This window comes from Streptomyces sp. NPDC036984, from assembly GCF_055607665.1.
Genome location: NZ_JBVJRL010000015.1, coordinates 77,405 through 92,606 on the forward strand (window position 1 = coordinate 77,405; position 15,202 = coordinate 92,606).

12 protein-coding genes and 1 pseudogene are annotated in these 15,202 nt (G+C 72.5%); 5 read left to right on the top strand and 8 right to left on the bottom strand.

Annotation, left to right across the window (positions count from 1 at the left end; translation table 11 throughout):
* Positions 1-31: 31 nt before the first annotated feature.
* Positions 32-283 (bottom strand): hypothetical protein, encoded by a 252-nt coding sequence (locus ACZ7DL_RS25695; protein ID WP_470777408.1) that lies wholly within the window; start codon positions 281-283, stop codon positions 32-34.
* A gap of 310 nt (positions 284-593) precedes the next feature.
* On the opposite strand from ACZ7DL_RS25695, the gene ACZ7DL_RS25700 reads away from it, so the two are divergent.
* Positions 594-995 carry a VOC family protein gene (locus ACZ7DL_RS25700; RefSeq protein ID WP_470777410.1) on the top strand — a complete coding sequence of 134 codons (402 nt, stop codon included), beginning with the start codon at positions 594-596 and terminating at the stop codon, positions 993-995.
* A 77-nt stretch (positions 996-1,072) separates the two neighbouring features.
* Positions 1,073-1,801, top strand: a complete 729-nt coding sequence (locus ACZ7DL_RS25705) for a hypothetical protein (RefSeq protein WP_470777411.1) — start codon at positions 1,073-1,075, stop codon at positions 1,799-1,801.
* A 76-nt stretch (positions 1,802-1,877) separates the two neighbouring features.
* Here ACZ7DL_RS25705 and ACZ7DL_RS25710 read toward each other — a convergent pair whose 3' ends face one another.
* The 4 genes and pseudogenes from ACZ7DL_RS25710 to bla form a co-directional block, all read right to left on the bottom strand.
* Positions 1,878-5,714 (bottom strand): nSTAND1 domain-containing NTPase, encoded by a 3,837-nt coding sequence (locus tag ACZ7DL_RS25710; protein WP_470777412.1) that lies wholly within the window; start codon positions 5,712-5,714, stop codon positions 1,878-1,880.
* Entirely contained in the window at positions 5,711-5,965 is a 255-nt protein-coding gene (locus ACZ7DL_RS25715) for a hypothetical protein (protein WP_470777414.1), read from the bottom strand. Before ACZ7DL_RS25715 ends, ACZ7DL_RS25710 begins: the two co-directional genes overlap by 4 nt.
* Before the next feature lie 349 nt (positions 5,966-6,314).
* Positions 6,315-6,899 (bottom strand): annotated as a pseudogene (locus ACZ7DL_RS25720) (carbohydrate-binding protein); the annotation flags it as partial.
* A 195-nt stretch (positions 6,900-7,094) separates the two neighbouring features.
* A complete protein-coding gene (bla, locus tag ACZ7DL_RS25725) occupies positions 7,095-8,018 on the bottom strand; it encodes a class A beta-lactamase (protein ID WP_470777608.1) in 924 nt (307 codons plus the stop codon).
* A 147-nt stretch (positions 8,019-8,165) separates the two neighbouring features.
* On the opposite strand from bla, the gene ACZ7DL_RS25730 reads away from it, so the two are divergent.
* Together ACZ7DL_RS25730 and ACZ7DL_RS25735 are read left to right on the top strand one after the other, a co-directional pair.
* Entirely contained in the window at positions 8,166-9,125 is a 960-nt protein-coding gene (locus tag ACZ7DL_RS25730) for a LysR family transcriptional regulator (RefSeq protein WP_470777416.1), read from the top strand.
* On the top strand, positions 9,122-10,054 hold the full coding sequence (locus ACZ7DL_RS25735) for a serine hydrolase (RefSeq protein ID WP_470777417.1): 933 nt from the start codon (positions 9,122-9,124) through the stop codon (positions 10,052-10,054). Before ACZ7DL_RS25730 ends, ACZ7DL_RS25735 begins: the two co-directional genes overlap by 4 nt.
* A gap of 125 nt (positions 10,055-10,179) precedes the next feature.
* Here ACZ7DL_RS25735 and ACZ7DL_RS25740 read toward each other — a convergent pair whose 3' ends face one another.
* Together ACZ7DL_RS25740 and ACZ7DL_RS25745 are read right to left on the bottom strand one after the other, a co-directional pair.
* Positions 10,180-10,833: a response regulator gene (locus ACZ7DL_RS25740; protein WP_470777418.1), complete on the bottom strand. Its 654-nt coding sequence runs from the start codon at positions 10,831-10,833 to the stop codon at positions 10,180-10,182.
* Positions 10,830-12,062, bottom strand: coding sequence for a sensor histidine kinase (locus ACZ7DL_RS25745; RefSeq protein WP_470777610.1), 1,233 nt, complete (start codon positions 12,060-12,062; stop codon positions 10,830-10,832). Before ACZ7DL_RS25745 ends, ACZ7DL_RS25740 begins: the two co-directional genes overlap by 4 nt.
* A gap of 243 nt (positions 12,063-12,305) precedes the next feature.
* Between ACZ7DL_RS25745 and ACZ7DL_RS25750 the strand changes: the two genes are divergently transcribed.
* Positions 12,306-12,869 carry a GlcG/HbpS family heme-binding protein gene (locus ACZ7DL_RS25750; RefSeq protein ID WP_470777419.1) on the top strand — a complete coding sequence of 188 codons (564 nt, stop codon included), beginning with the start codon at positions 12,306-12,308 and terminating at the stop codon, positions 12,867-12,869.
* Positions 12,870-12,958: 89 nt separating this feature from the next.
* Here ACZ7DL_RS25750 and katG read toward each other — a convergent pair whose 3' ends face one another.
* Positions 12,959-15,184 (bottom strand): catalase/peroxidase HPI, encoded by a 2,226-nt coding sequence (gene katG, locus ACZ7DL_RS25755; protein WP_470777421.1) that lies wholly within the window; start codon positions 15,182-15,184, stop codon positions 12,959-12,961.
* Positions 15,185-15,202 lie beyond the last annotated feature (18 nt).

Here is a 15,202-nt window from a genome sequence, read left to right on the forward strand (position 1 = left end):
TCCCCCCTCGCGACAGACGAATCCGCGCCGGTCAGGGCGTGTGCGGCCCGCCGGCCCGCATCCGGTCCCTGCGGGCGAGGTTGTAGAGCCGCAGGAGGTGCTTCGCCACGGCGCAGGGCGCGCCGTCGGCATGGCACTGGCGGCAGGTCCGCATGTGCTGCTCGTAGTTGAACTGCGCGTTCTCCAACGCGTCGTTGACAGAAGACATCGACTTCTCCGGGCCGGGCGCGTCCGGGGACGGCGCCGAGTTGACTGACTGGTACACCCGGAACCAGCTGATCATGTTACTGCCGGTACTGGGAAACTCGTACTGCCGACGCCCGCCTCCACCGCCGCAGCCCGCAGACCATGCTCAGGCCACGGCCGCCCTGCCGGCCTCGCCGCGCCGTCCGTGCGCCCGTGACCGCGCCCGGCGGCCAACTGGCCGACTCCACCGTGGCGTTGACGGTGGCCGGCGGTGCCGGGGTGCACCGGGGCACCGCCTGGCGCCCCAGGACAGGACGGTACGATCGTCGTACGGCATCGCGTGTCGGTCACCGGCCGGGTGAGGCATGGAGGTGCCCGTGAGATTGCCTGACGGAGGCATTCCACTGATGTCAGTCGAGTTGAACCACACCATCGTCCATGCCCGGGACAACCGGGAGTCCGCCGAGTTCCTGGCCCGCATCCTGGGCCTGGAGGTCGGGTCCGAGTGGGGCCCGTTCGTCCCCGTCGACACGAGCAACGGGGTGACCCTCGACTTCGCCACGATCCCGGCGGAGTCCATCGTCATGCAGCACTACGCCTTCCTCGTCTCCGAGGAGGAGTTCGACGCGGCCTTCGCCCGGATACGGCAGGCCGGGCTCACCTACTACGCCGATCCGCACCGAAAGCAGCCGGGCGAGATCAACCATCACTTCGGCGGCCGGGGCCTGTACTTCATGGACCCGTCCGGACACGCGTTGGAGATCATCACCCGTCCCTACGGCAGCCCCGAGCAGCCGGCGGACTCCTGAGGTGAAGGGCGGGCCGGGGCCTCGACCCCGGCCCGCCCGGTCGGCCGCCCCCGGCGGGCACGCGTCACACTGTGCGGGTGAACGACTTCCGCCTGGTCGACCAGGAACCCGCCCCGGAGTGGTACGGACGCCTGCGGGCCCAGGCCGACGACCTCTCCCCCGCCGACTGGCTCACCGGCCAGGGGCCGGGACCGGCCGCCCTCGGCACGGTCGCGGGCGTCGCGGCGCCGGGCTTCGCCGCCTACGCCCGGATCCTGCACCCGGCGCGGCTCGGCGACCGGCCGGTGCGCTGGTCCACGGCGGCCGCCGCCCACGGGACGCGGGTGACACCGGTCAGCCGCTGGCACGAGGTCATCGGGACGGACCGGGAGTACGCCAACCGCTCCGACCACGGCCTGCCCGGCGTATGGGACGAGCATCCCGACGAGGGCCCGACCCCGCCGCCCGTCGCCCAGGTGCTGCTGCCCGTGCTGGCCCGGCACACCCGCACTCCGGAACGGTGCTGGTTCGGGCTGTGGCACGGGTACGGCCGCTGGGACTGGGACCGGTTCCCGACGTTCGGGACGCCGGGCCGGGACGAGGTGCTGCTGGCCGGCCGGCTGACCGACGTCGTCTCCCCGGTGACCCTGGACGAGTTCGCCGAGCTGCCCGACCTGTGGTGGCCGCAGGACCGCGCCTGGGTGGTGGGCGGAGACGTGGACCTGAGAAGCACCTACGTCGGCGGTTCACCGGAGCTGATCGCCGACCTGCTGGCCACGGCGGACCTGGAGGCGCACCCCGTGACACCGGGCGACCTCGTCGACTGAGCCATGGTTCGAAGTGTTGTCCACCCAGAGCTTCGGCGGGAGGGAGCCGTTGCGGCCCGGCCGGACCACGGTTTGATCATGTACAGGGGGACCGAGGGGCGAGTTGGGGTACGTACCGCTTCCATTGCTGACGCGTGAGCGGATCCGTGTACGCGCAAATGTGCTTGACGGCTTGGTCTTCGTTCATGCGCCACAGCCGGATGGTGAAGTCCTCGCTCCCCGTGGCGAGGGTCTGCCCGTCCGGGCTGAACGCCACGGACCAGACGTAGTCGGTGTGGCCGGTGAGCGGTTGGCCCAGCGGGGTGGGACCGGCCGGGTCCGTGACGTCCCAGAGTCCTGTCGGACCGTTCAGACCGGCGGTGGCCAGGGTGTGCCCGTCGGGGCTGAACGCCAGCGACATGACGTCGCCGGTGTGGCTGGTGAGGGGCTGACCCCGCAGCCGCAGGTGTGCCGGGTCGGTGACGTTCCACAGCCGTACGGTGCCGTCCAGGGCGCTGGTGGCGAGGGTGCGGCCGTCCGGCCTGAACGCCACGGAGACGACGGCCTCGGCGTGGCCGGTGAGTGGCGTGCCCAGCGAGGTGGGACGGGCCGGCTCCGTGACGTCCCACAGCCGCACCGTCAGGCCACCGCCGGCGGCGAGTGTGTGACCGTCCGGGCTGAAGGCCAGGGAGGAGACGACGGCGTCCTGGCCGGTCAGGGGGCGTCCCAGTGCGGCAGGGTGGGACGGGTCGGTGAGGTCCCACAGCCGCACTGTCCGGTCGATGCTCCCACTGGCGAGCGTACGACCGTCGGGGCTGAAGACGACGGAAGTGATCCGGTCCCGGTGGGCGGTGAGGGGCTCAGCGATGGTGCGGGCGCGCGCCGGGTCGGTGACGTCCCACAACCGCACCGTCCGGTCGGCGCTCGCGCTGGCCAGGGTTTTCCCGTCCCGGCTGAACGCCACCGCCTGTACGCCGCCGGTGTGGCCGGTGAGGGGCTTCCCCAGCGGGGCAGGGTGTGCCGGTTCGGTGACGTCCCACAACCGCACCGTCCGGTCGGCGCTCGCGCTGGCCAGGGTTTTCCCGTCCCGGCTGAACGCCACCGCCTGTACGCCGCCGGTGTGGCCCACTGCGACCGTGGTGGGGAGGCGCCACAGACGTACCGTCCGGTCGTTGCCCGCGCTGGCGAGGGTGCGCCCGTCGGGGCTGAACGCCACAGAAGTGACCGAGCTGGTGTGACCGGTGAGGGGTTCGCCCAGCGGTCGTGCGCGTGCCGGGTCGGCGACATTCCACAGCCGTACCGTTTGGTCCAGGCTGCCGCTGGCGAGAGTCTGTCCGTCCGCGCTGAACGCCACGGACTTGACGATGCCGGTGTGGCCGGTGAGGGAGCCCGACTGCCGCACGTGTGCCGGGTCGGCGATGTTCCAGAGCCGTGCGGTCTTGTCCGTGCCGGCGCTGGCGAGGGTGTGCCCGTCGGGGCCGAACGCCACACACCAGATCGCCTTGGTGTGGCCGGTGAGGGGTTTGCCCAGCAGGCGTGGGCGTTCCGGGTCCGTTACGTTCCACAGCCGTGCGGTCGTGTCGGCGCCGGCGCTGGCGAGGGTGTGCCCGTCGGGGCTGAACGCCACGGACCGGACACTGCCGGTGTGGCCGGTGAGGGGCTGCCCCAACGGTCGGGGGGCGGCCGGGTCCCTGATGTCCCACAGCCGCACGGTCATGTCCCGGCTGCCGCTGGCCAGGGTGTGCCCGTCCGGGCTGAAAGCCACTGATTCGATGGTGCCGGCGTGACCGGTCAAGGGCAGGCCCAGCGAGTTGGGGCGTGCCGGGTCGGTGACGTCCCACAGCCGTACCGTCCGGTCGAAGCCACTGCTGGCGAGGGCCCGGCCGTCCGGACTGAAGGTCAGGGAATAGACGCCTCCCTGGTGACCGGTGAGAGGCCGGCCCAGCGGGCGTGGTGCGGTCGGGCCCGTGACGGTCCACAGTCGTACGGTGCCGTCCATCGAGGCGGAGGCGAGGATGTGACCGTCCGGGCTGAACGTCGTGGACATGACGGGGCGCGTGTTACCGGTGAGGACGGAGGACAGCGGGCTGTTCGCGTCGGTGATCAGACGGGTGTAGAGATCGGGTGTCCGTCTCATGCGGTAGGCGGCAAGGTCGAGCTGGGCGGCGACGGACAAGTGGGTGCTGCGCAGGCTGTCGGCCTCGGCGGTGAGCTGGTTGAAGACGGCGGCGCTGCGCTGGCGTTCCGCGGCGGCTCGTTCGGTGAAAGCGAATACCGCGGCACCGGAGGTGAGAACCACCAGCACGGTGAGAAGGCTGACGACAGCGCGTCGCAGCCGCACCCAGCGCTGCTGTGCGTGGAGCGAGGCCGCGAGGAACGCCGAGGCGGCCGAGCTCAGGCTGCGGTCGCCCGCCTCGCCGGCCCAGGCGCGAGCCGCCTCCAGCCTGCCTCCGCCGTAGAGCAGACCGGGATCGGCGCGGCCGCCCGTGTCCCAGTGGGAGGCTGCCTCTTCGAGGCTTTGACGGATGAGGTTGCCCACCCGGTCGTCCTCGATCCACTGGCGTAACCGTGGCCATGCGCGCAACAGGGCCTCGTGAGTGATCTCCACGCTGTCGGCCGCTCGCGTCAGCAGCCGGGCCGCGGTGAACTGCTCCACCACCGCCGCGATCGCGGCAGGCTCCGACCCCAGTGATCCCTGGTCGAGCAGATCCGCGTACGGCATACGGCGACGCATGTCCTCGATGCCGTCACCGATCCTGACCAGGCGCAGCAGGAGGTTGCGGGCCGTCTGCCGACCGGTCGCGTCCAGCCTGTCGTAGAGGTCGTCCGCGGTCTTCGCCACGGCGCCCGCTATGCGCCCGGTGTCGTGGTAACCCTGAAGGGTCAGGGTGTGGCCGTGCCGCCGCAGCCACGTCGTGCGCAACGCGTGGGCGAGCAGCGGCAGTCGCTCGGCCGCATACCGGCCCTCGCCGGCGTCCGTCGCCGACTGCCGCCCCGTCGACGGGTGTGCCATGCCGAGGTCCGCCAGCAACGCCTCGACGAGGTCGGGCTCCACGTCCAGTCCCGCTTCCCGGGCCGGGAGCAGGATGGCATCCCGGACATCGGCCTCCGACATAGGACCGACGAGAATCTGACGGTCCTGGAGGGCACTGTGCAACTGGGGATGGCTGGCGCACGGAGTGTAGAAGTCCGACCGGAGCCCGTAGATCACCAGCCCGACGGGAGTGTCGGCGCCGGCTCCTTCCCTTGCGACGGCGTCGAGCAGTTCGAGAAACCGGCTCTTGGCTTCCGTGTCGGTACAGAGGGTGAAGAGCTCTTCGAGCTGGTCGACGACGAACACGAACCGGCCCTCCACGGGCGTGGTGTCCCGTCGTCGCTGCAGGAACGCACGCAACATCCGCACGCAGGAAGCCGGCCCGGCGGCCAGGATCTCCGCCGTCTCCCGGTGGGAGACACCGGTGACCGCCGCGAGGCCCGTGGCCAGGGCCGCCAACGGGTCGGCCGTCGGGGTGAGCAGTACGCAGGGCCACCGCGCGGAACCGGGCAGCGCCCCGACGGCCAGGGCGGGCAGCATGCCGGCCTTGAGGAGTGAGGACTTACCGGCTCCCGAAGGAGCGACCACCATCAGCGGTCCCCCGGCCCGCAGGCGCTGGTCCAGCCGCACCAGCAGATCGGCGATCAGCTCGTCACGCCCGAAAAACCAGGCTGCCTCGTCCGTCTCGAACGCGGCCAGCCCCGGATACGGGCATGTGCCGGACTCGGCGCCCGGCTGCGCGCGGCGCCGCTCGCGCACGCCGACCACGTAGTGCAGATGCAGGTCCCGCTCCGCGATGTACTGGTCGCGGCCCGCCTGATAGATCCTCGCCTGAGCCGACGCCTCCGCGCGAAGCGTGGTATCCGGTTCCCCCGATGGTTCCCGGCGTGAGGGACTCACGACTCGGTGATGTGCTGGTCGCGCCCCGCCTGGTACACGCGGCCATGCCCTGTGGCCTCCGCCTTCAACACCTGCGAGCCGGGCCGGTCCTGGTCGGGGATCGTCCGCTCCGGCGCGACCTCGTGCAGCAACCGACGCAGTTCGCCAGCCAGGTGCGGGTCCTCCCACAGGAGCGCCGCCAGGCGCCGCTGCCAGTCGGACACCAGCGCCGACTCGCCGGCCGAGTCGCGCTCCTCCCGCGCGGCCAGCACCTGGCGGCGGGTCTCACCGAGAAGCGCGTCGACTTCCCCCGCCTCGTCCGGACGTACTCGACGCCACCACGAGACGACCGCCTGCTGCGTCTGCTGCCAGGTCTGTGTCGCCATCGCACTGACCACGGCCGTCCCAGCGGCCACCACGAACGGGTCCATACGAATCCCCCATGTGATCGACGGGGTGACCACGGTACGGGAAAGGGACGTCGGCACGGACGATTTCGAAGGAGCGCTCCCCACCGGAGGCATCGACCGGTGGACCACGGCCTCGCGGGCCGCGGCCGCGGAATCCGCCCTCGATCGGCTCCACGGACGGCGCCGGATCCGCTCCCGGACCTCCGGCATGGCCCGAACGCGAGCGGTGACTGATGGCCGAGGTGAGCGTGGTCGGGGTGGACTCCGTGCCGGCCGCGCCGTCGGTGCCGGTCGGTGACACGTAGAGCACGGTGCCGGTCGCGGCCGTGGACACGTCGGCGTCCAGGTAGTCGAGGTTGGGCAGGCCGTCGGCGGTGGTGGGGGTGAGGCGGATGGTGTTGCCGCCGGCCTTGACGGGCACCGTGAGCGTCTCGGTGACCCAGGTGGTCCAGGCGCCGGTGGCCTCGAAGGACGCGGTGGCGGTCGCCGTGCCGTTGACCGCGATCGTGGCGGGCCGTGCGGTGGTCGACCCGTTGGCGAAGCGGATGCCCAGGGCCGCGGTGCCCGCACTGGCGGCGTTCACGGTGAACTCGGCATAGGCACCAGGGGCGTTGGTGCCGTTGCAGAAGCCGCTGCCGGAGTGGCCGGCCCAGTCGGAGTCGATGGTGCCGGTACAGACCGCGGGGGAACTCTCGGCCTCGTACCGGATGGTGGCGGCCTGGGCCGCGGTGCCGGACATCGCGACGAGCGCACCGGCGAGCAGAGCGGCGCACGCCATGGCTGGTCTCGGTTGCATCAGCTTGTCTCCCTGCGGGTTGGGTCGGCTGAGCGGATGCGAGTGGTCCAGGGGGTGAACCCGGCGACCGTTGGTGGCATGGTGTGGGGCTGGAGAAAGCGCTTTCCCCTGGACCTTCCCGACGGTAGGGAGGCGTCATGCACGCGTCAATATCCGCGTACATGATTTCTATCCATGTAGGTGAATACAGGGGGGCTACTCGCCGGGGGCCAGGGTGCGCGCCACGATGCGGGCCGCTTCGGCGATCAGTGCCTCGTCCACGGGAGCGTCCGCGGTGGGCTTGGTGGACAGGACGGCCAGCACCAGGGGGGTCCGCCGGGTCGTCCAGGCCACTCCGACGTCGTTGGCGGTGGCGTAGGAGCCGGTACCGGTCTTGTCCGCCAGGACCCAGTCCCGGGGCAGCCCCGCACGGAACCGCGCCGTGCTGGTGGTGTTGCCCTTCAGCCAGGCGACGAATCGCTCGCGGTCGGCGTCGGACAGGGCCCGGCCCACGGTGAGGCGTTCCAGGCTCGCGGCGACGGCCTCGGGAGTCGTGGTGTCACGCGGGTCGCCGGGAATCGCGGTGTTCAGCTCCGGCTCCCACCGGTCCAGCCGGCTCACCTCGTCGCCGAGCGACCGGTAGAAGCGGGTGAGGCCGGCCGGGCCGCCGATCTCACGGAGCAGCAGGTTGCCGGCCGTGTTGTCGCTGTACTGGATCGCCGCCGCGCACAGGTCGGCCACGGTCATCCCGGTCGTCAGATGCTCCTCGGTCCGCGGCGAGTTGGGCAGGATGTCGTGCGGCGGGTAGTGGACCACCCTGTCCAGCGGGGCACAGCCGGCCTGATCGCGCAGGACCGCCGCCGCGGCGAACGCCTTGAACGTCGAGCACATCGCGAACCGCTCCCCCGCCCGGTGGGTCACGGTCCGCCCGGTGCGGACGTTGCGCGCGTACACGCCGAGCCGGGCGCCGTAGCGCTGCTCCAGATCGGCCAGCTCGGCCTGTCCGGCGCGGGATCCGGCGTCCGCGGCCGCGGCGGGCGTGGCGAGCGCGCTCGCGGTCACGGCGGCACCGGTGAGCGCGAGGCCGGCCTTGATCAGGCCACGGCGCGGCAGCGGGGCGGGGTGGTCGATGCCGGTCATGGTGCGGTCGGTGCTGGTCATGGGCGGAGTCCTCCCAGTCGTCCGTCATCGAAGTCGATCTTCGACGGGGACAGCGAAACAGCTGGAGCCCATCCATGTCCAAGAGTGAACTTTGAAGATCCCATAGCTAATTGATATGAGTGCTGGGTGGATCTTCTTGCACACCTGGAGGCGTACGTGGCGACGGCCGACGAGGCGAGCTTCTCGCGGGCGGCCGACCGGCTCGGTATCGCCCAGCCACTGCTCAGCCGCCGCATCAAGACGCTGGAGGAGCACTTCGGCGGCCTGCTGTTCGACCGGTCCCGGCGGCAGATCGCGACCACCGAGCTGGGGGTGCTGCTGCTCCCGTACGCACGGGACGTGCTGGACCGGGCCCAGCGGCTGCGGCACGTCGCCCGCTCGGCCCACAGCTCACGGGTGCGTGCCGTCGGGGTGCCCGCGGACTGCGCCCCGGCCGCGCTGGCCCGGGCCATCCGCGCCGGCACCGAGCACGGGATCACCCTCGGCATGCGGGAGCTGCCGCCCCTGGAGCGGGCCTCCGGGCTGGCCGACGGCTCGCTCGGCTATGCGCTGGTGCGGGGCGCTCCGGAACAGGCCCCGTTCCGGGTGCCCTTGGGACTGGCGTCCACGGCGAGCGGTGCCTCGCGGCGTGCGGTTCACCTCGAAGAGCTACGGCCGCGCCGCGGCCGCGGCGCCAAAACCGCCGCCCCACCACCGCTGCTGCTTCTGACGGAGGATCAAGTGCCCTATTTCGAGGAAAGGTTGGCGCGGGCCGCCGCGCGCGCCGGGCTGCCCGAGGCGCGGATCCGGCCGGCCGGGCCTGCGGCCACCGCGCTCGCCGAGACGCTGGCCGGCCGGGCGCTGCTGCTGTGCGCCGAGCCGTTCGCCCGGCAGCACGGGGCGCACTGGGCACCCCTGGCCGACCGCGCCCTGCATCGCGGGTACGACGTGAGCGCCGCGCCGGGGCGGAACGGTACGGAGGACGTACCCGGCTGGCTGACCGCGCTGCTCGCGTCGGCCGTGGGCGCCGTACCCGACCGGAGCGGCGGCCCGGAGCCGGGCGCCAGGGGCGAGGACCTCCCGGCACGGCTGGCGGCGCGCGGATGAGCGCGACGGTGCACCACCCGGTGTACACCGGCGACGACGGGGCCCTTCTGGACGTCGCCGAGGCGATCGCCACGGAGTGGGCGGCGCTCGGCGTCCGCGGCTCCTTCCTCGCCCGCAACCTCGACACCGGTGAACAACTCGGCTTCGACATCGACGAGTCGACACCGCTGGCGTCGGTGGCGAAGGTCCCGATCGCCCTGGTGACGCTGGACCGGATCGCGGCCGGGGACCTCGACGCGGCGCATCCGGTGACAGTGGACCCGGGCACGAGCAGCGTCGGTCCCACCGGGCTCGCCGCCTTCCGGCACCCGGCCACCGTGGCCGTCGGCGACCTGCTTCTGCTGATGTTGTCGGTGAGCGACAACGCCGCCGCGGACGCGCTGCTCGACCTGGTGCCCGCGGCGGACGTCGACGCGCGGCTGGGCGCCTGGGGGTGTGACGGGATCCGGGTGCGGCACCGGATGAACCACCTGTACGAGTGCGCCGCCGGTGCCGCCGGCAACGACTTCTCGCTCGCGCTGGAGCTGGCCGTCCGGGACGAGCGGGCGGGCCGGCACACCATCGAGACCCTGGACCCGGCCCATGCCAACGCCGGCTCGGCCGCGGCGCTCGTCGGCCTGCTCCAGCGGGTGTGGCGCGACGAGATCGCCGCTCCCGGGGCGACGGCGGAGCTGCGCCGGCTGATGGGGCACCAGGTCTTCACCCACCGGCTGGCGAGCGAACTGCGGGCGGACACGCTGCGGTGGAGCGGCAAGACCGGTACGTTCCTGCATCTCCGGCACGAGATCGGGGTGGTCGAGGCGGATTCCGGGGACCGGGTGGCCATGGCCGCGTTGACCCGTGCGGGCCGCTGCGCGGGGCTGGCCGCGGATATCGATCTGGCGATCGGGGTTGCGGGGCGGGAGGCGTTCGAGGCGCTGCGGGGGTAGGGGGTTGTTCGCGTCAGCGCCGTAGGGGTGCGTGCCGTCGGGCGGCTGCGGGTTGGATGGGGCTGGTCACGCAGTTCCCCGCGCCCCTTTCGGGGCGCCGGCCGGGCCGGAATGCCGAAGATCCGTCAGGGCAGCAGGCGCTGTTCCTTCGCCACCGCCACCGCGCCCGCTCGGGTGTCGACGCCGAGCTTGTCGTAGATGCGGCGCAGGTGGGTCTTGACCGTGGCCTCGCTGATGTAGAGGGCGCGGGCGATGGCGTGGTTGGAGAGGCCCTGGGAGAGGTGGGCGAGGATGTCCCGTTCGCGGGGGGTGAGGGTGGGGCGTGGGTTGCGCAGGCGGGACATGACCCGGTCGGCGATCGGGGGTGAGAGCGCCGGGCGGCCCTGGGCGGCGGCGTGGATCGCCGTGAACAGGTCCTCGGCGCGCTCGGCTTTCAGCAGATAGCCGGTGGCGCCCGCCTCGATGGCGCGGGTGACGTCGGCGTCGGTGTCGTACGTGGTCAGGACCAGGACGTGCGGGGCGGGCGGCGCGGCGCGCAGCCTGCGGGTGGTCTCGACGCCGTCGATGCCCTCGCCCAGCTGGAGGTCCATCAGGACGACGTCCGGGGCGGTCTTGCGGGCGAGGGCGACAGCCTCCTCGCCGCTGCCGGCCTCGCCGACGACCTCGATGTCCGGTGCGCTGTGCAGGAGGGCCAGCAGTCCGGCGCGGACGACGGCGTGGTCGTCGCAGACGAGAATGCGCACCGGTGTCCGCGCGGCCGTCTCGGGGGTGTGGGTCATTTCGGCTCCAGCGGGATCGCCGCCGACAGGGCCGTGCCCTGGCCCGGCGCCGACTCGATGGTGAGGGTGCCGCCCAGCTGGCGCAGGTGGGCGCGGATGGCGGGCAGGCCGTGACCGCGCGGACCGGCCGCGGCGGTTCCGGGGGCGTCGGTGTCGGCAGCGTCGGCTTCGGGAGCCACGATGTCGGAGGCTTCGGCTTCGGGGGCATCGGTGCCGGCAGCGTCGGTTTCGGGAGCGGCCGGGGTGCGCGGGTCGAAGCCGCGGCCGTCGTCCGTGACGTCCAGGACGATCTGGTCGTCCAGGCAGGTCAGGGTGAGCGTGGCCGTCGTGGCCGCCGCGTGTTCGCGGACGTTGGCCAGGGCGCCCTGGGCGATACGCAGCAGCGCCGACTCCACGGGGCCGGGCAGCGGGGCGGGCGGGCTGCCCTCGCTGTGGACGCGGACGGTCAGCGCGGGTGTCGTCTCGCGCTCGGCGACGGCGTGCAGGGCCTGGAGCAGGCCGCCGCCCTCGGCCAGGTCGGCGGGGGCCAGGTCGTGGACGAAGCGACGGGCCTCGGCGAGGCTGCGCTCGGCGATCGCCGCCGCGGTGCGGATGTGGTCCCGGGCCGTGCCGGGCGCGGTGTCCCACAGGCGGTCGGCGGCCTGGAGCAGCATCCGCTGACTGGACAGGCCCTGGGCGAGGGTGTCGTGGATCTCCCGGGCGAGCCGTTCGCGTTCGGCGAGGGTGCCCTCGCGGCGTTCGGTGGTGGCGAGCTCGCGCCGGGTGCGGACCAGGTCGTCGATCAGCGCGTCCCGGCGGACCGCCTGGCGCTGCATGACGACGAAGACGGTCGTGGCCACGGCGGCCACGGCGGGCGGGGCCAGCAGCAGGTTCGGGTCCGGCCAGCCGGCGAGGCTGAGCTGGGCGGCCACCGCGAGCACCGTCAGCAGCGCCACCAGCGGGATCGCGGCGCGCGGCGGGAGGGTGCGCAGGCCGGTGTAGAAGAGGGGGACCGCGCACCAGGCGAAGCTCGGGGCCAGGACGACGAGCAGCGCCCAGGCCGCCACGACCAGGCCGAGCCAGGTAAGGCGGCGGGGAGTGGGCCGGGTGCCGAGGGCGGGGCCGAGGACGTAGAGCGCGGCGAGCAGCGCGGACAGGGCGATCACCCAGGGGGTGTGCGGTCCGTCGGCGTGCCGGGCCAGGTAGCGGGCGACGGACGCGGACAGCAGCACGAAGAACGCCGTGTGCATGACGACGGTGAGGGCGCGGGTGTCGTCGCGCTCGGGTACGGCCACCGCCGGCACCTCCCTCGGCTCCGCGCTGAACTGGGCAAACACCTTCATTGTGCCCAGGTCCGTCGCCCGCGGGGTCATCCGATCGGGCGACCCCCCGGACGACCGGTCCGGTGACGGGGAGCGGCCCCGTCGGGGCCGAGGATCGGTGTGGGAGCGACCGACGCCCCCAGCCCCGGCTCTACTGGAAGGTCCCTCAGCATGCCCAGCCGCAAGAAGCCGTCTCGCCGTACCCGCGTCCTCGTGGGCGGTGCCGCCCTGGCCGTCGTCGGTGCCGGTGTCGTCGGCACGGTCGCCGCCAGCGCCGCCGACTCCACCGACGCCTCCCCCGCCGCCCCCGTGGCGGCGCACGGCGGCGAGCTGACCCAGAGCACGCACCTCACCCTGGACGCCGCCACCAAGGCGGCCCGTGCCGCGGTGGAGGCCGCCGAGAAGGACGGCCGGCACGTGTCCGTGGCCGTCGTCGACCGCAACGGCAACACCCTGGTCACCCTGCGCGGGGACGGCGCCGGCCCGCAGTCGTACGAGTCGGCCGAGCGCAAGGCGTTCACCGCGGTGTCCTGGAACGCGCCGACCTCGGAGCTGGTCAAGCGGCTGGCCCAGGCGCCGACCCTGAAGGACGTCCCCGGCACGCTGTTCCTCGCGGGCGGTACGCCGGTGAGCGCCAAGGGCGCCCCGGTCGCGGGCATCGGCGTCGCGGGCGCTCCGTCGGGCGACCTGGACGAGCGGTACGCGCAGGCGGGTGCGGAGGCGCTCGGCCGCTGACGCGACCGGTCCAGCCCCCGGAAACGAAAAACGTCCGGGCCGGCCCCGCGGGGCCGGCCCGGACGTCGTGTGCCGTCCTGTCAGGCGGATCAGACGAGGTCGAACCGGTCCAGGTTCATGACCTTGTCGAACGCGGCGACGAAGTCCTTGACGAACTTCTCCTTGGCGTCGTCGCCGGCGTAGACCTCGGCGAGCGCGCGCAGCTCGGAGTTGGAGCCGAAGACGAGGTCGGCGCGGCTGCCGGCCCACTTCACCTCGCCCGTGGCGGCGTCGCGGCCCTCGAACGTGGTCTGGTCCTCGGAGGTCGCCTTCCACGTCGTGCCCAGGTCGAGCAGGTTGACGAAGTAGTCGTTGGTGAGGACGCCGGGCGTGTGGGTGAGCACGCCGAGCTGCGACTGCTGGTGGCCCACGCCGAGGACGCGCAGACCGCCGACGAGCACCGTCATCTCGGGGGCGCTCAGGTTCAGCAGGTTCGCCTTGTCGAGCAGCAGGTACTCGGCCGGCAGGCGGTTGCCCTTGCCGAGGTAGTTGCGGAAGCCGTCCGCGGTCGGCTCCAGCGCCTCGAAGGACTCGGCGTCGGTGTGCTCCTCGGTGGCGTCGACCCGGCCCGGGGTGAAGGGCACCTGGACCTGGAAGCCGCCTTCCTTGGCCGCCTTCTCCACACCGGCGACACCGCCGAGGACGATGAGGTCGGCCAGGGAGACCTTCTTGGCGCCGGAGGAGGCGTTGAACTCCTGCTGGACGCCCTCCAGGACACGCAGCACCTGGGCCAGCTCGTCGGGCTCGTTGACCTCCCAGCCACGCTGCGGGGCCAGGCGGATGCGGGCGCCGTTGGCGCCACCGCGCTTGTCGCTGCCGCGGAACGTCGACGCGGACGCCCACGCGGTGGTGACCAGCTGGGACACGGACAGGCCCGAGTCGAGCAGCTTGGTCTTCAGGGTGGCGATGTCGGCGTCGTCGATCAGCTCGCCCTCGCGCTCCGGCAGCGGGTCCTGCCACAGCAGCGTCTCCTCCGGGACCTCCGGGCCGAGGTACAGCGACTTCGGGCCCATGTCACGGTGGGTGAGCTTGTACCAGGCGCGGGCGAAGGCGTCCGCGAACTCCTCCGGGTTCTCGTAGAACCGGCGGGAGATCGGCTCGTAGATCGGGTCGAAGCGCAGCGACAGGTCGGTGGTGAGCATCCTCGGGCGGTGCTTCTTCGCCGGGTCGTGCGCGTCCGGGATGATCTCCGGGGCGTTCTTCGCCACCCACTGGTGGGCGCCGGCCGGGCTCTGCTCGAGCTCGTACTCGTACTCGAAGAGGTTCTTGAAGAACCCGTTGCTCCACTGGGTCGGCGTGGCGGTCCAGGTGACCTCCAGGCCGGAGGTGATGGCGTCCGCGCCCTTGCCGGTGCCGTAGGTGCTCTTCCAGCCCAGGCCCTGCTCCTCCATCGAGGCGGCCTCGGGGTCGGCGCCGACGTGGTCGGCCGGGCCGGCGCCGTGGGTCTTGCCGAAGGTGTGACCACCGGCGATCAGCGCGACGGTCTCCTCGTCGTTCATCGCCATGCGGCGGAACGTCTCACGGATGTCGCGGGCCGCGGCGATCGGGTCCGGGTTGCCGTTCGGGCCCTCCGGGTTGACGTAGATCAGGCCCATCTGGACGGCGCCGAGCGGGTTCTCCAGCTCGCGGTCGCCGGTGTAGCGCCGGTCGTCCAGCCAGGTGGTCTCGGGGCCCCAGTAGACGTCCTCCTCGGCCTCCCAGACGTCCTCGCGGCCGCCGCCGAAGCCGAAGGTGTCGAAGCCCATCTGCTCCAGCGCGACGTTGCCCGTGAGGATCAGGAGGTCGGCCCAGGAGATGCTCTGGCCGTACTTCTTCTTCACCGGCCACAGCAGACGGCGGGCCTTGTCGAGGTTGCCGTTGTCCGGCCAGCTGTTGAGCGGGGCGAAGCGCTGCTGGCCGGCGCCGGCACCGCCGCGGCCGTCGCTGATGCGGTAGGTGCCCGCGCTGTGCCAGGCCATACGGATCATCAGCGGGCCGTAGTTGCCGAAGTCGGCGGGCCACCAGTCCTGGGATTCGGTGAGCACCTCGGCGATGTCGCGTTTCACGGCGGCGAGGTCGAGGTTCTTGAACGCCTCGGCGTAGTCGAACTCCTCACCGAGCGGGTTGGCCACGGCAGGGTTCTTGGCAAGGATCTTCAGGTTGAGCCGCTCCGGCCACCACTGGCGGTTGCCGCCACCCTGCGTCGGGTGCAGGGCCCGGTCGTGCGCGACGGGGCAACCGCCGCTTCCCCCCTCCGACTTCGCGTCAGTGACGATCGCGTCGTGGTTCTCAGTCATGGCAATCCTTCCGAACTC